Source organism: Microbacterium jepli (genome assembly GCF_047237905.1).
Lineage (GTDB): Bacteria > Actinomycetota > Actinomycetes > Actinomycetales > Microbacteriaceae > Microbacterium.
This window is the reverse complement of the sequence record NZ_JBDFLW010000005.1, coordinates 2,831,399-2,848,882: the sequence shown is the minus strand read 5'-3', so window position 1 is coordinate 2,848,882 and position 17,484 is coordinate 2,831,399. Positions and strand designations below refer to the sequence as shown.

Here is a 17,484-nt window from a genome sequence, read left to right as displayed (position 1 = left end):
ACCAACATGGGCGCTGGACACAGCCACGACACGGGCGAGGCCACACCCCGGAACAGATTGCTGATCGCGTTTTCGATCACCGCATCGGTGTTCGTGATCGAAGTCATCGGCGCCGTCATCACTGGCAGCCTCGCGCTGCTTGTGGACGCCGCGCACATGCTGACCGACGTGATCGGCCTCGCGATGGCGGTCACCGCCGCGCATCTGATGAACCGGCCCCCGTCTGACCGGTACACGTTCGGGCTGCGGCGTGCGGAAGTGCTCGCCGCTCTCGCCCAGGCCGCCCTGCTCCTCGGTGTGGGGATCTTCGCGCTGGTTGAGGGCGTACGGCGACTGTTTGAGCCGCCCGAGATCGCGTCGGGCAGCCTGTTGTTCTTCGGGATCGTCGGCCTGGTCGCGAACATCGCCTCCCTGCTGGTACTGATGAGCGGTCGCACACGCAACCTGAACATGCGCGCCGCGTTCCTCGAGGTGTTCAATGACGCACTCGGCTCCGTCGGCGTCATCGTCAGCGCCATCCTGATCGCCACCCTCGACTGGTACCAGGCAGACGCGGTCGCCGGCATCCTGATAGCTCTGCTGATCATTCCGCGCACCTTCATCCTGCTCCGGGCATCCGGCAGCGTCCTCCTCGAATCCACCCCTCCCGGCCTTGACCTGGCGGAGGTACGCCGACACATCCTCGAACTCCCGCAGGTGGTCGCCGTGCACGACCTGCACGCCTCCCAAGTCTCCACGGACCTCCCCACTCTGAGCGCGCACGTCGTCGTCGACGACACCCTCACCCCGGAACAGTCCGCCCGGCTGCTGCAAAAGCTCCAGGAATGTGTCGCCGAACACTTCCCAGTGAGCATCGAGCACGCCACGTTCCAGATCGAACCGCAATCCCACCCCGGAGAACACACCACCCATGCGTAACCCCCGCCGCTCACTCATCACCACCCTGGCCACCCTCCTCCTCGGAACGGGACTAACCCTGGCTGTGGCAACCCCCGCCCAAGCACACGACGAACTGGTCTCCTCCTACCCCGAAGCGGGCTCCACAATCACCGGATCACCGGCAGAAATCACCCTGTCCTTCAGCGGTGAACTCATCGCGGGAATGCAATCCGCTGCCGTCGAGGTGATCGCCTCAGATGGGCAAAACATTGCCACCGATGCACCGTCAGAGGATGGCACCTTCATCACTCAGCACCTCACCTCGGACCCGCCGGCAGGCATGTTCACGGTCCGGTGGAAGGTCGTCTCCAGTGATGGCCATCCGATCAGCGGCGAATACACCTACACCGTCGCACCCACCGACGCCGTCGCGAGTAGCCCCGCCGCCACACCGAGCACGGCTCCGCAAACCCCCGCACCGACCGCGACCGCGACCGAAGCGCCCGCTGACAGCGGATACGGGGGCGAGACCTCCGGAGGCGGGGATACCTTCGCGATCCTCGCTGTGGTCGGGGGAGTGGTTGTCCTCGGGGGTGCCCTCGTCATCGTTTTGATGGTTGGCAGGGAACGTCGACGCCGTGACCGTGCCGACGCCGCGCGAGCTGCCCGGGACACGACCGCCGGGAAGGACTCGACTGATGAGTCGTGACCAGGCACGCAGGTTCGCTCTCGCCTGCATCGCGGCAGCAGGAGTGGTGCTGATTGATCAGGGCAGCAAGGCGGCCGCGTTGTCCTCCCTGAGTGAGGAGGATCGGATTCCGCTGCTGGGTGATCTGCTCGGTCTGCAACTGGCTTTCAATCCGGGAGCGCTCCTGTCCCTCGGGTCCGGGGCGACGTGGCTGCTCACGCTGCTGGGGGTGGGCATGACCGCCGTACTCGTCATCGCCGCCACGCGCGCCCGCACCACTGGCTGGGCGGTCGGGATCGGGCTGATCCTGGGCGGCGCGATCGGCAACCTGATAGACCGACTGTTCGCCCCGCCCGCGTTCGGCCGCGGCCATGTCACCGACTTCCTCGCCTACGGCAACTGGTTCATCGGCAACCTCGCTGACATCGCTCTCGGCGTTGGCGTGGTGGTCCTGGCCGGAAGTTTCTGGATCCGTTACCGCCGCTCCCGCACCGCGGAAAAGGATGATCCCACGGCCCCGGCTGCCGCGATGGAGGCGGAACGATGACGGCGAAACAGCGAATCCCCTCGACGTATCAGCGCAACGCGTTCGCGCCGAGCCTGCTCGCCGCGGCCGCCTTGTTCGTTGCCCCCGCGCTCATGGGTAACGACTGGTTCCTGGCGGTGCTGTTCCTCACCGCCATCCTGGGCGTGATCGTGGCGTGGTTTGCGGTGCAGGCGTGGCAGTGGTGGTGGGTGCCCGTGTTCGCGGTGATCGTGGTGATCTGGAATCCGGTCTTCCCGTTCCCGTTCGCAGGGCCCGTGTGGACGGCCGCGCAACCGGCCGCAGCCGTGGTGTTCCTCGTCGCCGGTGCGCTGATCAAAGTGCGCCGCCCATGACCACTCACACGGGTCGGACCCGGACTGCTGTCGCCCTTCTCCTCGCGGGCGCGTTGCTGACCGGATGCGCGGCGGATGACTCCCTGGCGCAGCAGTACCGCGACGGCACCGAGAAGGGTTACATCTCCGGCGATTTCCAGGTCGTGGAGATCCCGAAGCCGGAACGGGGTGACACGGTCGTGTTCGAAGGTGTCACCGAGACCGGTGACACGGTGACCAGCGACGACTATCGGGGTGAGGTTCTGGTGGTGAACTTCTGGTACGCCGCGTGCGGGCCGTGCATCGTAGAAGCGCCACTGCTAGAAGAGGTATGGCAGGAGTACCAGAATCAGGGTGTCGCGTTCCTCGGAGTGAACACCTACGACCAGCCCGCCACCGCGCTCTCCTTCGCCCGCGACAACAGCATCACCTACCCCAGCGTCATCGATGTGAACGACGGGCGGGTCAAACTCGCCTTCGCACAACTCACCCCCATCCAAGCCACCCCCACTACCCTCGTCATCGACCGTGACGGGAAGGTCGCCGCCCGGATCATCGGACAGCTGGGTTCCGCGTCCATCCTCTCCACACTCGTCGCCGATACTCTCACGGAGAATGCCCCGTGAACCCGGGGGACGTGATCGTCGACGGTGCCCTGTGGGTGGCGGTCCCGGTCGCGGTGCTCGCCGGGCTGGTGTCCTTCCTCTCGCCGTGCGTGCTGCCGCTCGTGCCCGGCTACCTCGGCTACCTCGGCAGCACCACCACCGACACGCGTAACACCGGAAGCAGGCCAGGGGTAGCGGTGCGGGCGGAGCGTGCACGGCTACTGCTGGGGGTGGCCCTGTTCATTGCCGGGTTCACGGTGGTGTTCGTGGCAGTCACCATCCTCGGCGGCACCTTCGGATTCCTGTTGCTGCAGTACGCGAACATCCTCACCCGGGTCTTCGGGGTCATCATCATCATGCTCGGGCTGGTGTTCCTCGGTCTGTTCGGGCTCGCCCAACGCACCCTCCGCCCCCGCACCCGAGGCCCGGCCGGCTTGATCGGCGCGCCATTGCTCGGCTTCGCGCTCGGTGTCGGCTGGACGCCCTGCATCGGCCCCACCCTCGCGGCGATCATCTCGATGTCCTGGAACCTGGGCGACCCGGCTCGCGCGGGCCTGCTCGGCCTGGCATACTCTCTCGGCCTGGGGATCCCGTTCCTGATCCTCGCAGCCGGGTGGGGATGGGCATCGCGGTCCGTGACATTCCTACGCCGCCACATCCGCGCACTGAACATCATCGGCGGAGTGATGCTCATCCTCCTCGGGCTGCTGATGGTCACCGGACTATGGACGGCGCTGATGTCGGCACTGCAACAGGTGGTGATCAATGTCCCCCTCCCGCTTTGAGACTGACACGCACGAGGCGGTCGATCCACTTCGTCCCCGCGACCACGCCGATAGTGACAGCGCTGCGGATGTGACCTCCCCGGCGCTCGGCATCATGGGCTGGGCGAGGTGGGCGTGGCGGCAACTGACCAGTATGCGTACCGCCCTGGTGCTGCTGCTGTTCCTCGCCATCGCCGCCGTACCGGGGTCGCTGTTCCCTCAACGCACCGCCGACCCCAACGGCGTCATCCAATGGGAACGCGGCAACCCGGACGTGTTCCCTCTCGCCGACGCGATCGGGTTGTTCGACGTGTACCAGTCGCCCTGGTTCTCCGCGATCTACCTGCTGCTGTTCACCTCCCTCATCGGCTGTGTGATACCCCGCGCAAAGCACCACTACAAAGCCCTCCGGTCCCAGCCGCCCCGCACCCCCGCCCGCCTCTCCCGCCTCCCCGACTACCGGGAGGTCACCGTCCCCGCAGGGGCAGCGGCCCAGAACGCGGCGGAAGAGGCCGTTGAGCTCGCGGAGCGGCAACTGCGCCGCGCCGGCTACCGGGTGCACAGGTACGACGGCCGCGGATGGGCATCCGTCTCGGCGGAGCGCGGCTACCTGCGAGAAACCGGGAATCTCGTCTTCCACATCGCTCTGATCGGGGTTCTGGTCTCCGTCGGCATCGGCGGCGGGTTCGCCTACACCGGACAGCGGGTCGTGGTGGAGGGCACCACATTCGTCAACGCCCTCAGCGACTACTCCTCCTTCAACCCCGGCCGATTCATCGACGGAACCGGCCTCGCCCCGTACTCGATGACCCTCGACGAGTTCGAGGTCACCTATCAGCTACCCGGTACCCCCGGCGCGGGGCAAGCAGGGGACTTCTCCGCCAACGTGACCATCCGCCAACCCGCGCAGGACGACCGCAGCGAGAGCGTCATCGTCAACTATCCGATCACCGTCGAAGGCGACCGGATCTACCTGCTCGGAAACGGGTACGCGCCCACCCTCACCATCCGGAACCCGGAAGGGAAAGTTGTGTACAGCGAATCGCAGCCGTTCCTGCCGCAGGACTCATTCATGACCTCCTTGGGGGTCATCAAGATCCCGGACGGGTTGCCTGAGCAGCTCGGTCTGGTCGGATTTTTCTACCCCACCCAGGGTGTGCTGCCGTCCGGCGCGTATACCTCGGTGTATCCGGATGCGATCAACCCGGTGCTCACTCTCAACGTGTTCAGCGGTGACCTCGGGATCGATGACGGCACCCCCCGGTCCGTCTACACCCTCGACGTCGACGGGCTCACCCAGCACACCGGCGCCGACACCGGCGCCGAGTCGCTCGAGCTCACCCCCGGCGCGACCGCTGACCTCCCCAACGGGTGGGGCACGATCACTTGGGAAAACGACACCCCGGTGGTCGGTGAACCGGTGAAACGGTTCGCGTCGCTGCAGATCCGAAACGACCCCTCCGGTACCTGGGTGCTCGCCTTCGCCACCCTCGCCACCCTGGGACTGATTGCCGGGATGTTCGTACCCCGCCGCCGCGTGTGGATCAAAGCCCACACCACCCCGGGGGGCGTCCGCGTCGAATACGCCGGCCTCGCGCGCGGCGAGGACCCGACCCTCCACAAAGCCGTCCGCGACATCGCGGACACCCATGCCGCCGCGCTGACCGGCACCACGAGCCACACCCCTCCCGAAGGAGAAACCCGATGAAATGTCCCATTGACGATGCCCTGCTCGCGGTGACCGAGCGTTCCGGTGTCGAAATTGACTACTGCCCGCAATGCCGCGGCGTCTGGCTGGACCGCGGCGAACTGGACAAGATCATCGACCGCACCTCCGACTCGCGCCCACCGGAATACCCCGCACCACCATCACGCGACTCCCGCCACGGACGTGGTGACTCCTCCCGAGGCAGAGACGATTCCAGGGACGTCCGAGGAGGGAAGCGCCGTCGGGAGGGTTTCCTCAGAGACCTCTTCGACTTCTGATCACCTAACTGAGATGAGACCGTGAACGACTGGATCCCCGGGGCACCGCCGACACTGCTCGGCTTCCTCAGCCTTGGGCCGTTGCCGCTGCCACTGCTGCCAGTAGTGGCAGGCCTGCTCGCCGTCGCCTACCTGGCCGGCGCGGTGCGGCTGTGGTCGCTGGGGCGTCGGTGGCCGGTGTGGCGCACGGTCAGCTTCCTGCTCGGCTGCGTCGCCCTTGCCGCGGTCACCGGGCTCGGAGTCGAGGGGTACGGGTACGCGTTGTTTTCGGTGTTCATGTTCCAGCAGCTCACCTTGATGATGACAATCCCTCCGCTGCTGGTCCTCGGCTCTCCCGGCACGCTGTTGCTGCGCACCACCCCCCACCACGGCGCCGGCCTCCTCATCCTGCGTGCGGCACATGGCGGGCTGCGCAGCCGGACCGCCCGGTGGCTACTCAGCCCGTGGCTGGCGGTCCCTTTGTACCTGGCCGCGTTCTACGGCCTCTACCTGGCGAACTTCGCCGAACCCATCCTCGCCACCGTCACCGGCCACACTCTCCTCGAGGTCGGGTTCCTGGTTGCCGGGATGCTGTTCACCATCCCGATTCTGTCCTCAGACCCGCTCCCGGTACGGATGAGCCACGCCGGACGCGCTCTGGACGTTTTCGCGGAAGCCGCCCTGCACGCGTTCTTCGGCGTGTTCCTGATGATGGCCACCAGCATCCTCGTGCAAGGGTTCGCCGGGCCGACGGGCGCGCTCGGAATAGACGCGATCGAAGACCAGCGCCTCGCCGGCGGGTTGGCCTGGTCCTACGGCGAAGCTCCCACCCTGCTGATGCTCATCTACGTGATGCACCGCTGGTTCCGCGAGGACACCACCCAAGCCATCGCCGCCGACCGCCGCGCCGACGCTCACGGTGACCCCGAACTCGACGCATACAACGACTACCTGACCCGACTGCACCAGAAAGACACCTGACCGATGCCCACTACCGTGCCCTCACTCGCCCCGGCCATCGTGCCGGTGCACGGGACGCCACAGCGTGCGCCGTCATGGACGATGCCGCTCTGGGCAGCGGTGGCGGCCACCGCCGCAGCCGGGTTCCTCTTGAATCTCGCGTCCGCACCGGTCGCGTGGTGGCCGCTGACCTTCGTGAGCGTCACGGTCGCCCTGCTGACCCTAATCGGGCGCACTCTCGGCGGTTCACTCCTGGTCGGGACCGTCTTCGGCGCCATGTTCTACGCCACCCACCTGGTGTGGGTGGGGGAGTTCCTCGGCCCGGTGCCGTGGCTTGCCCTTGCTGGTCTGGAAGCGCTCTTGTTCGGGGTGGGTGCCGTGCCGATTGCCCTGGCCTACCGGTGGACCGCACATCACCGGGCGCGTGGCGTCGTGCAGTTGCTCGCGGTGCCGCTGCTGGTTGGGGGGCTGTGGGCGGTTCGCGAGGTGGTGATGGGATCGTGGCCGTATTCCGGGTTCCCGTGGGCGCGGGTGGGCATGATGCAGGTCGGCGGTCCGTTCGTCGAGGTCGCGTCGTGGACGGGCGTGACCGGGTTGTCGTTCCTAATCGTGACGGTCTGCGCCGCGGTGGTGCAGCGGCTGCGTGCGGGCAGGTCCCGATTGGTCCGCGGCCTGCTCCTCGTCGGAATCGTCGCGGCTCTCCTGGCTGTGACGCCGCAGTTCCCCACCACGGAGGCCGGGACGTTCCGGGTCGGATGGGTGCAGGGCAACGGTCCGACCGGATACTTCGACGTAAAGGCGTCCGGCGACGTCCTCGCCGCGCAGATCACCGCGACGCGCCCCTTGCACGGGCAGCCGATGGACCTGCTGGCCTGGCCGGAAGGCGGCGTCGACGCCGACCCGCTCAGCGACCCCGCCGCCGCTGGTGCTCTGGACCAGGTTGTGGAGGCGGCGGGAGCACCGTTGTTGATGAACGCGGCCACGAACCGCGGCGACGATGTCTTCAACACGTCGCTGCTGTGGACCGCAGATCCCGCGGACCGGCAGTGGCATGACAAGGTCAACCCGGTCCCGTTCGGGGAATACGTGCCCGACCGGTGGTTCTACGAACTGATCGTGCCTGACATGGTCGGTCTGATCCAACGCGAATACACCCCCGGCACCAACCCCCCGCTCGTGCAGGTCGGAGACGTCGGTGTAGGGTTGGCGATCTGCTTCGACGTGATCTACGACACCGTCATCTGGGACGGCGCCCAGCAGGGTGCGGAAATGTTCGTCTTTCAGACCAACAACGCCGACTTCCGTGGCACCGACGAGAACCTCCAGCAACTCGCGTTTGCCCGCATGCGCGCCGTCGAAACGGGTCGCGCCGTCGTCAACGTCTCAACGGTGGGCACCAGTCAGGTGATCGCCCCAGACGGCACCACCCTCGACAGTGTCGGCGTCGACACCGCTGGCGCCGCGGTCAGCACCGTCCCGCTGCGCACCGGGCTCACCCCATCGACCGTGCTCGGTCCCTGGCTCACCGGGTTCATCGTCCTCGCCTCCGGTATTGCTTTCACGGCCGCCGGCATCTCATACCGTGTCCGCACGCGGGCGGGCGCCACGGATCATCCGACCGGCCGAAGGAGTCTTCGATGAACGCGGCACGGACGGGACATGCCGGATACCAACACGACCATGCGCGCCGAACGCTGCAGGTGATCCCCACCAAGGCCGGGCGGGAAGATCCGCGGAGGGAAGAGGAATGCGGGTGCGCACCTACTCCCGCGGAGAGCCGAGCGCTGCGGGCAGGTGTCAGCCGCCGCACCCTGCTGGGCGCGGGGACCGCTGGCATGGTCGCCGCGATCGCGGGTGGCCCACTGCTGCCGGCAGCGTTCGCGGCCACCTATCCATCCTGGGACGACGTGCAGGCAGCCAAAGCGAACGAAGCGACCAAGGTCGCCGAGGTGCAACGGATCCAGGGTTTCATCCAAAGCCTCACCGGCGAGGTGGCGCGCACCCGCACCGCCGCTGAGCAGGCCGCGGGGGCGTTCTACACCGCCCAGCAGGAGTACTTCGAGGCGGCCGTCCGAGCGGACACGTTGCAGTCCCAGGCCGACGCGGAAGCAGCGAACGCGACCGAAGCGGCGAACAAAGCCGGCCGTGTTGCCGCCCAGCTGTATCGAGACGGCGGCGACACGACCTCTCTCGAACTGTTCTTCTCGGGCTCCGCCGCCACCGCGGACGACCTGCTCACCCGGCTGGGCGTGATGGACAAACTGCTGGAACGCAACCAGAGGGTGTATGCCACCGCGATCACCGCGCGCGATGCTGCGCAGAGTTTGACCGATCAGGCGGTCGTGGCCCGAGATGAGCGCGACCGGCTGCAGACGTTAGCGGAGCAGAAGATGTCCGAATCGCAGCAGGCCGCCGATGCCGCGCAGGCAGCCCTCGACGCCCAGACGCTCAATCTTGGTCAACTGCAAGCCCAACTCGCCGCTCTCCAAGACACCACGGCGAAGACCATCGCCGATTATCAGGCCGGGGTCGAAGCTGCCCGCATCGCCGAGGAGCAACGCCGAGCGGCGGAACGAGCAGAGGTTGAACGTCTCGCCGCTGCAGGCGACGGAGGGGGAGTGGTCAGTTCCGGGTGGGCACGGCCCACATCCGGGCGTCGCACATCGGACTTCGGGCCGCGCAGCTCGCAATGCGGCAACGGGTACTGCTCGACCAGCTACCACTACGGCGTCGACCTGAGCGGTGGCTGCAGCGCCGGAATCTACGCCGCCGCGGCCGGCACCGTCGTCTACGCCGGATACAACGGCGGCTACGGCAACTACATCAAAATCGACCACGGCGGCGGGATCGGCACCGGATACGCCCACATCCGCAACGGCGGGTTCAACGTGGGATACGGCCAGCGTGTGAACGCCGGCGACCTGATCGGCAGCGAAGGCAACACCGGAAACGCGTTCGGCTGCAACCTGCACTTCGAGGCCTACGTCAACGGGTCACCCGTCAACCCCATCAACTTTCTCGCCGCCCGCGGCGTCTCCATCTGATCCGAAACGAAGGAGGACATCGTGACTGACCAGCCCACCTCACCAGCCGGCGATCACCCCCAGAGTGCCCCCACCAGGCGCAGCCTGCGCCACACCGCACCCCTGCCGCACGCCGGCATCCTGCCGCCGCCACCCCGACGGCGCACGACCGCAGGTAAGCCCGCTCGCCACCGGTCCAATGCGCTCCGCCCGATGCGGTCCCTGGCGGTCCTCACGATGGTGAGCGGCCTGGTCGCCACCGTCGCGCTACCCGCATACGCTGCCTGGCAGCCGGCAGACGCAGAGATCTCGACACTGCAGCAAATTGCCTCGGACGACGCACAATCCCTCGTCGTGGCCTCCGACTCAGCCGCAGGACAGCTCTCCCGAGAAAGCTACGCCGCGACCACCCAGGCGGAGATCGACCAGAAGAAGGCGGCGGAAGCGGCCGCGGCCCGCGCACGTGAGTTGGCCCGTGTTGCCTCGGTGCCGTTCGACTACAACTTGGTGCCACCCGGCAGCGGGACCGTGCGTTGGCCGGTGGGTGGTCCCTTCACCGTGACCGACAGGTTCGGGGATCGAGGCGGCGCGCACATGGGTACCGACATGGTCGCCGCCGGCGGGACCCCCGTCTACGCATCCGTCGACGGCGTCGTGCGGATCTCGCAAGACAGCTACAACGCCTACGGCGTCACCGTCGTGCTGGAATCCGTCCTGAACGGGCAGCAGATCAGCACGGTGTACCCGCACATGCAGACCGGAAGCCGACAGGTCGCCGTCGGCGAAACGGTCACCGCCGGTCAGTTAGTCGGTCTCGTTGGTAGCACTGGCCGTTCCACCGCGAACCACCTGCATTTCGAGGTGTATCTCGACGGAATCGCCGTCGATTCGCTGACCTGGCTGGAAGCGAACGCAGGCTGACCGTGCCGTCACGCATTCGCCACGCCACCGCGCCCGTGATCACAACGATGAAGAGGACGACCCTGCCATGACCGGAACCGATGCGCTCTCCCTCGACGGCATCTCACTGCTGCTGGTATGGACGGCGATCGCCACCTACCTGCTCGCATTCATCGCGTACACCGTGGACCTCGCCCAACGCTCCGTCCCCGCCAACATCCCGCAGCGGGAGCCGCTCCTGGTCGGCGCCGGCACGGCCAACAGCTCGCAGACGAAGACCACTCAAGCTGGCCCGGTCGACGGTATTCGCACGCCGCCCGCCCAGCGGCGACGATTGCTCTGGGCGCGGATAGGGACGTCGGTGACGGTCCTCGCGTTCCTGTTCCATCTGGCCGGCACCATCCTGCGCGGGATCGCCGCGCAACGGGTGCCGTGGGCGAACATGTACGAGTTTGCGCTGACCGGCACTGTCCTGATTGTCACGGTGTACCTGCTGGTGCTCCGCCGCTTCGACCTCCGGTTCTTGGGCGCGTTCCTGATCGGCATGGTGGTGCTGCTCCTTGGCGGCGCGACGATCACGTTCTATGTCGACGTCGTCCCGCTGATGGATCCGCTCAAGAGCGTGTGGCTGGTCATCCACGTCTTCGTCGCCTCGCTCGCCACCGCCCTGTTCGCGATCGCGTGCGGCCTCTCCATCACCCAGCTCATGCAAGCACGCCGTGAACGCCGCGCCCAGGCATCCCCGGAAACCGCCCGCCGCTCCGGCCCCGGGTTCCTGCGCACGCTGCCCCCCGCCGACGCGCTCGAATCACTCGCCTACCGGTTCGCGATCGTGGGATTCATGTTCTGGACATTCACTCTCATCGCCGGCTCGATCTGGGCGAACGACTCCTGGGGCCGCTACTGGGGCTTTGACACCAAGGAAGTGTGGACATTCGTGATCTGGGTGCTCTACGCCGGCTACATCCATGCCCGCGCGACAAGGGGATGGCGTGGCAACCGCTCCGCGTGGCTGTCCATCATCGGGTTCGTCGCGGTGCTGTTCAACTTCACGATTGTCAACATGTTCTTCAAAGGACTCCACGCCTACTCCGGGTTGAGCTGAGCCCTCCTTCGCAAAGCCGCCCGACCCTAGAACCGAAAGTGCGCATATGACTCCGGATCGCCCGAATCCAGCCAACCGATCTCAACACGGTCAGGTGACCGTCAAGCAACAGCGCGAGCAGAAGCGCCAGGAGAAATTGGTCGAGTACCAGAAGCAACTCGCCAAACGCCGTCGCAGCAAACTGGTCTGGTGGGTCGTCGGTTCGACGGCCGCCGTGGTGATCGTTGGCCTCGTTGTCGCATCAGTAGTGCTCGCCCCGTCACCGCCACGACAGTACGAGGCCGGTAGTGAGGGGGCCATCATCAACGGTGTAGAGACATTCGAGAATACGGCTGAGCACGTCGAGGGTGATGTGGAGTATGAGCAAAGCCCCCCGGCAGGCGGGCCGCACAATGCTGTCTGGCTGAACTGCGGCGTCTATGACCAACCTGTGCCGAATGAGAACGCGGTCCACTCCATGGAGCACAGCGCCGTGTGGGTGACATATGACCCGGCCCAGGTCGCGGGTGATGAACTCGCAGCACTCAAAAGCCGCTTGCCCTCGACTTATGTCGTTCTTTCCCCCCTTGAGGGTCTGGAAACGCCGATCGTGATGTCCAACTGGAACCAGCAGCTGAAGGTTGACTCGGCCGACGACGAGCGCATAAGTGAGTTCCTCGAGGAGTACTGGCGCAGCCAGAACGCCCCCGAGCCGAACGCCGCCTGCACTGGCGCGTACGACGCCCCCGGAAAGCAATGAACCGCAGCGAAAACGTATACGCAGCCCCGGCCCGAGGATGGCGTCGGTGGCGGAACGTCATCCTTTTAATGCTGGCGATCGGCGCGCTGGCCTTCGCCATGGGACGCTTCTCGACTTTCGCGTCGCAGGGCGCCGGCACTCCTGGTACTGACTCTCCTGAAGCCGGCTTCTCCCGTGACATGCAGGTGCACCACGCCCAGGCCATCCAGATGGCCATGGAGATCTACCGAAAGACTGCCGACGATGAACTGAGGATCTTCGCCTACGACATCGCCACCGGGCAGGCGGGCCAGCGCGGCGAACTGTACGACTGGCTCGTGCAGTGGGGCCTGTCGCAGTCCGGTGGCCCGATGATGAAGTGGATGGATGCCTCTCCGGTCGGGAGCGGCCACGCCATGTCTGACGGCGCGGCCATGACGGAGGAAGAGGCACGCATTGAAATGGGGATGGCTTCAGCTGACGAGATCATCGCTCTGCAGGCCACGACAGGGCAGCAGGCTGATTGCCTCTTCCTCGGGCTGCTCATCCGCCACCACGAAGGCGCCATTCCTATGGCCGAAGCGCTCATCGAACTCGGCTCAGATCCGCGTGCTCTGACCGTTGCGGAGAACATCAAAAACGGACAGGCCGCCGAGATCAGCGCTATGACCTCCATGCAGGCGCGAATGGGCTGCGAATAGCACACGATAACGCCACGCCCGGCTGGTGAAGCGACCACTTCGCCCGGTTGCGCATAAACCGAACCGAAAGAATAACCGTGACCTCAAAGCCCGAAGAGTCGTGCAGGCGAGCGCGCTGCACTCCTGTGCACGCGGGGTACAACTGATGTCCACCAGAAATGTGAGGGACCGAAGACTGCGGGTCGTTGGGCCGGCGATCCTCGTTGTGGTGGCAGTCGCTGCCCTGGTCGGGGCGCTGGCGTTCGGTGGCGGCGCCGCCGAACTATCATTAGACGACGCCGGCCCGATCGTCCGCTGGGGACTTCCGGCCGCAAAGCTGATCGTGAACCTCGCCGCCGCGGGCATGGTCGGTGTGCTCGTGACCGCGCTTTTCACGCTCCGCGCCGGTGAGCGCGAGTTCGACGTCGCCCTCGATACCGCCTCGATCTCGGCCGCCGTGTTCACCATCGCCGCCGGCGCAACCGGATTCCTCACGTTTCTCAGCGTGTTCAACCCCGCGCTCGACGCAGGACCGCAGTTCGGCGCCCAGCTCGGTCGGTTCCTCGTCGATCTCGAGGTGGGCCGCACCTGGCTGATCACGACGGTTGCAGGCGCAGCACTCACCGTGCTCACCTTCGCCGTACGATCCTGGGTCGCGACGTTCCTCGTCACGCTGCTCGCGGTGGCATCGCTCGTGCCGATGGGCACACAGGGACACTCCGGTGATGACGCCTTCCACCACGAGGCGATGATGGCGCTCATTCTGCACATCATCGCCGCCGCGGTGTGGCTCGGCGGGCTGCTCCTGCTCATCGCCGTCCGTCCCGTCCTCGATCGGCGCCGCATCCCCGATGTCGTCGCCCGATACTCGAGCATCGCCCTTGCCGCGTTCGTGCTCGTCGCCGTGTCCGGCACCGTTCGTGCAGCTATCGGACTGCAGGAATGGTCTGCGTTGCTCTCTCCCTATGGCGCGATCCTGGGCGTCAAGGTCATCGCACTCATCGGGCTCGGACTCTTCGGCGTGTGGTACCGCGCTCGCCTGATAGGCAGGATGCGCGACTCTGGCGCGGCATCCCGCGCCTTCTGGATACTGATCGCTTTCGAGCTGGCGCTGATGGGCCTGGCCAGCGGCGCCGCGGCGGCGCTGGCACGCACCCCGCCCCCCAACCCAGCCCCACTTCCCGAGATCCCGTCACCGGCAGAACGCCTCACCGGTGCACCCTTGCCCCCGGAGCTCACGATCGAACGGTGGGTCACCGCATGGAACGTTGATCTGCTGTGGGCGGTGGTCGCCGGCTTCGCGGTCTTCTTCTACCTCGCCGGGGTGTGGCGGTTACGCCACCGGGGCGACGCGTGGCCGGTCTACCGCACGATCATGTGGGTCGCGGGGATGCTGCTGCTGGTGTGGGTCACCGGTGGTGTGATCAACGTCTACCAGGACTACCTGTTCAGCATGCACATGGTTGGGCACATGCTCCTCACGATGGCGATCCCGGTGCTACTAGTCGCTGGAGCACCGGTGACACTCGCCGCCCGAGCGATCCGCAAGCGTGACGACGGCACCCGCGGCGGCCGTGAGTGGATCCTGTGGGCCGTGCACTCCCCAGGCGCGCGCGTGCTGACGAACCCATTTGTCGCGGCCGGCCTGTTCATCGGGTCACTGTGGATCTTCTATTACACCGATCTCTTCCGATGGTCGCTGTACGACCACCTCGGCCACCAATGGATGATCGCCCACTTCCTCATCACCGGCTACCTGTTCGTCCAATCATTGATCGGCATAGACCCGGTGCCGTGGCGGCTGCCATACCCCGGCCGGCTACTGCTGCTCATCGGAATCATGGCGATGCACGCCTTCTTCGGCATCGCCATCATGATGCAATCGGGGCTGATGGTCTCCGAGTGGTTCGGAGCGATGGGCCGCACCTGGGGATCCACACCGCTGGAAGACCAGTACATCGGCGGCGGCATCGCCTGGTCGATCGGCGAGATCCCGACCCTCATCCTCGCGATCACCGTCGCGGTTCAATGGAGCCGTAGCGACGAACGCGAGACGAAGCGCCGCGACCGGCACGCTGACCGCACCGGCGAAGCCGAACTGGATGCGTACAACGCACGCCTGCGCGAGCTCGCCATGCGCGACACCCGCGACCGCAAATGATCGCCTCATCGGAAGGACCTATCGAGATCCGCGCAGGAGGCGCCGCATGACAACAAGGGAACAGCTCGACGAACGCTACGGCCGCGCCTCGCACCCCGCCCGCCGCCGAGCGCGGTGGATCATCCTCACGATTGCAGCCGCCGCGGCAGTGGTGGCGCTCTCATGGTTGACCGTCTCGAACTCCGCTGACGATGTCGGATACGACGAGACCGGTTTCGAGCTGGTCGACGCACGCACTGTGACCGTGTCGTTCCAAGTCACCCCGCCAACGAACACAGCCTTCGCCTGCGCCATCAAAGCCCTCGACGTAGACTTCGGCGTCGTGGGCTGGCGAGTCGTGGAATACCCCGCATCGAAGACGGTGACACGAGCGTTCCTCGAAACCATTCCGACTGTCGCCCCGGCCACGACCGGTACAGTCCACTCCTGCTGGGCACAGTGACCACCGCGAGATGTACGGTCAGACGGATCACCCCGGCTGACCGCGCCACCGTCGACGCTCTACCCAGGGAGTTCGGTGAACTCCTCCGACTCGTGCATCGGGACGGGTTCTCCCTCAACAGGCGGCAAAACTCCAGCGTTCCTGCATCCACGGCCAGGTCCCGGCACGGCCGAGCCAATTAGCTTCTCTGCGCAGCAATATCGACTCCTGCCGCGACCAACTTATCCCGTAGGTGGATCCTCCAACGAGCGCACCCGCGAGTGGACAGGTGGCGCCGCCTCGGACGGCCGTTGCTACCGAATCAGTGCGCCCCGACGTCGGATGTGTGTTCAGCCCGTCAAGAGCAGGTGTGCAGATCCTCGGTAGATCGCTTGGACAGTCCGCGTCCACGCGGACGACTTCTTGAGACCTCCCACACGAATATGACCAGGGCGAATTGCCCCCGTCCGATCGTCCTCGATCACAAAGACCCGTCTGAGTCGATCCCGGTCGGCGGTACGCGGCGGCGGGCTCCCGTGGCTCTAGATCTGATGACTATCCAGTGAGACGCTTCTAGGGTCGATCCAACCCCGGAGGCCGCGAGATGGGAACAGTCACCCCATACGAAACGTCTGCGGGACGCCGATACCGAGTCCGCTACCGGACGCCTGCCAACCGTCAAACCGACAAACGCGGGTTCAAAACGAAACGTGATGCGGACCTCTTCCTCGCCTCCGTCGAGATATCCAAAGCACGCGGCGATTACATCGACCCTGCCACCAGTCGCATACGCATCGCTTCGCTCGGGGAGGAATGGCTGAACGCGAAACGAGCCTCGCTCAAGCCGTCGTCGTACCGGGCACTGGCGGACGCCTGGCGGGTCTACGTCGAACCGCGGTGGGGAAGCACGCTCGTCTCCGCCGTCAGCCACAGCGCTGTCCGCGAGTGGGTCGGTCAACTGTCTGAAGGCACCGCCGTCACGAACCGCATCGCGCACGTACGCAACACACGCCTGGGCGCACGCCCTAAGAGCGCCACCGTGGTCATTCGCGCCCACGGCGTCCTCGCCGGCATCCTCGACGTCGCGATGCGTGACCGCCGCATCCCCTTCAACGCCGCGCGCGGCGTGGACAACCTCCCGCGGAAGAAACCCAAGCCGCGGATCTACCTCACCCACGTGCAGGTAGACGCCCTCGCCCGCGCGGCACAGGAACATGGCACGGTCGTGCTCGTCGCGGCGTACACCGGGCTGCGGTGGGGTGAATTGACGGCGCTGCGTGTCCGCGATGTCAATCTGGTGAGGCGCCGTCTCGCGGTCGAGGAGAACGCCGTGAAGGTCGGCGCCACCATTCACGTCGGTACACCGAAGACGCACGAAGTTCGCTCTGTCCCCTACCCCGACTTCCTCTCGGAGCCCCTCGCCGCGCTCTGCGCGGGCCGATCCAAGACCGAGCTCGTCTTCGGCGACGGCGTCACCCACTTCTCCCGGCCGCGCGTCAGTGAGAACTCGCGATCGTGGTTCGCGCGGGCGCTGACGGACGCAGGGCTGGAGCGGATGACGATCCACGATCTCCGCCATACCGCCGCGTCCCTTGCCATCAGCTCCGGCGCCAACGTCAAGGCCGTCCAGCGCATGCTCGGCCACGCGTCAGCGGCGATGACCCTCGATGTCTACGCCGACCTCTTCGACGACGACCTCGACATGGTCGCCGCATCGCTCAACGTTGCGCGCGATGCAGCCGTCGCGCACCGCTGAG

18 protein-coding genes are annotated in these 17,484 nt (G+C 66.3%); all 18 read left to right on the top strand.

Going from position 1 to position 17,484, the window contains the following annotated elements; translation table 11 throughout:
- The first annotated feature begins 6 nt into the window (after nucleotides 1-6).
- The 18 genes from ABC304_RS17730 to ABC304_RS17645 all read left to right on the top strand — a co-directional run bounded on the left by ABC304_RS17730 (nucleotide 7) and on the right by ABC304_RS17645 (nucleotide 17,483).
- Nucleotides 7-918, top strand: coding sequence for a cation diffusion facilitator family transporter (locus ABC304_RS17730; RefSeq protein WP_412932809.1), 912 nt, complete (start codon nucleotides 7-9; stop codon nucleotides 916-918).
- Nucleotides 911-1,588, top strand: a complete 678-nt coding sequence (locus ABC304_RS17725; protein WP_412932807.1) for a copper resistance CopC family protein — start codon at nucleotides 911-913, stop codon at nucleotides 1,586-1,588. The genes ABC304_RS17730 and ABC304_RS17725 overlap by 8 nt, the downstream gene beginning before the upstream one ends.
- Entirely contained in the window at nucleotides 1,578-2,114 is a 537-nt protein-coding gene (locus ABC304_RS17720) for a signal peptidase II (RefSeq protein WP_412932805.1), read from the top strand. The genes ABC304_RS17725 and ABC304_RS17720 overlap by 11 nt, the downstream gene beginning before the upstream one ends.
- Nucleotides 2,111-2,446 (top strand): DUF6804 family protein, encoded by a 336-nt coding sequence (locus ABC304_RS17715; protein ID WP_412932804.1) that lies wholly within the window; start codon nucleotides 2,111-2,113, stop codon nucleotides 2,444-2,446. Before ABC304_RS17720 ends, ABC304_RS17715 begins: the two co-directional genes overlap by 4 nt.
- Nucleotides 2,443-3,051 carry a TlpA family protein disulfide reductase gene (locus tag ABC304_RS17710; protein WP_412932802.1) on the top strand — a complete coding sequence of 203 codons (609 nt, stop codon included), beginning with the start codon at nucleotides 2,443-2,445 and terminating at the stop codon, nucleotides 3,049-3,051. The genes ABC304_RS17715 and ABC304_RS17710 overlap by 4 nt, the downstream gene beginning before the upstream one ends.
- A gap of 29 nt (nucleotides 3,052-3,080) precedes the next feature.
- Nucleotides 3,081-3,815: a cytochrome c biogenesis CcdA family protein gene (locus ABC304_RS17705; RefSeq protein ID WP_459564424.1), complete on the top strand. Its 735-nt coding sequence runs from the start codon at nucleotides 3,081-3,083 to the stop codon at nucleotides 3,813-3,815.
- A complete protein-coding gene (resB, locus tag ABC304_RS17700; protein ID WP_412932800.1) occupies nucleotides 3,796-5,502 on the top strand; it encodes a cytochrome c biogenesis protein ResB in 1,707 nt (568 codons plus the stop codon). Before ABC304_RS17705 ends, resB begins: the two co-directional genes overlap by 20 nt.
- Entirely contained in the window at nucleotides 5,499-5,780 is a 282-nt protein-coding gene (locus ABC304_RS17695) for a TFIIB-type zinc ribbon-containing protein (protein ID WP_412932798.1), read from the top strand. Before resB ends, ABC304_RS17695 begins: the two co-directional genes overlap by 4 nt.
- 21 nt (nucleotides 5,781-5,801) lie before the next feature.
- On the top strand, nucleotides 5,802-6,740 hold the full coding sequence (locus ABC304_RS17690) for a cytochrome c oxidase assembly protein (protein ID WP_412932796.1): 939 nt from the start codon (nucleotides 5,802-5,804) through the stop codon (nucleotides 6,738-6,740).
- A gap of 81 nt (nucleotides 6,741-6,821) precedes the next feature.
- Nucleotides 6,822-8,360: an apolipoprotein N-acyltransferase gene (gene lnt, locus ABC304_RS17685; protein WP_412933007.1), complete on the top strand. Its 1,539-nt coding sequence runs from the start codon at nucleotides 6,822-6,824 to the stop codon at nucleotides 8,358-8,360.
- Nucleotides 8,361-8,554: 194 nt separating this feature from the next.
- The gene (locus tag ABC304_RS17680) at nucleotides 8,555-9,763 is read left to right on the top strand and encodes a peptidoglycan DD-metalloendopeptidase family protein (RefSeq protein WP_412932795.1); all 1,209 of its coding nucleotides are present in this window, start codon (nucleotides 8,555-8,557) and stop codon (nucleotides 9,761-9,763) included.
- Between the two features lie 21 nt (nucleotides 9,764-9,784).
- A complete protein-coding gene (locus ABC304_RS17675; protein WP_412932793.1) occupies nucleotides 9,785-10,663 on the top strand; it encodes a M23 family metallopeptidase in 879 nt (292 codons plus the stop codon).
- A 67-nt stretch (nucleotides 10,664-10,730) separates the two neighbouring features.
- Entirely contained in the window at nucleotides 10,731-11,747 is a 1,017-nt protein-coding gene (ccsB, locus tag ABC304_RS17670) for a c-type cytochrome biogenesis protein CcsB (RefSeq protein ID WP_412932791.1), read from the top strand.
- Nucleotides 11,748-11,793: 46 nt separating this feature from the next.
- A complete protein-coding gene (locus ABC304_RS17665; protein WP_412932789.1) occupies nucleotides 11,794-12,486 on the top strand; it encodes a thioredoxin-like domain-containing protein in 693 nt (230 codons plus the stop codon).
- Between the two features lie 68 nt (nucleotides 12,487-12,554).
- Entirely contained in the window at nucleotides 12,555-13,166 is a 612-nt protein-coding gene (locus ABC304_RS17660; RefSeq protein ID WP_412932787.1) for a DUF305 domain-containing protein, read from the top strand.
- 145 nt (nucleotides 13,167-13,311) lie between these two features.
- Nucleotides 13,312-15,306 (top strand): bifunctional copper resistance protein CopD/cytochrome c oxidase assembly protein, encoded by a 1,995-nt coding sequence (locus tag ABC304_RS17655; RefSeq protein ID WP_412932785.1) that lies wholly within the window; start codon nucleotides 13,312-13,314, stop codon nucleotides 15,304-15,306.
- Nucleotides 15,307-15,352: 46 nt separating this feature from the next.
- Entirely contained in the window at nucleotides 15,353-15,748 is a 396-nt protein-coding gene (locus ABC304_RS17650) for a DUF4307 domain-containing protein (protein ID WP_412932784.1), read from the top strand.
- A gap of 583 nt (nucleotides 15,749-16,331) precedes the next feature.
- On the top strand, nucleotides 16,332-17,483 hold the full coding sequence (locus ABC304_RS17645; protein WP_412932782.1) for a tyrosine-type recombinase/integrase: 1,152 nt from the start codon (nucleotides 16,332-16,334) through the stop codon (nucleotides 17,481-17,483).
- Nucleotide 17,484: the final 1 nt, after the last annotated feature.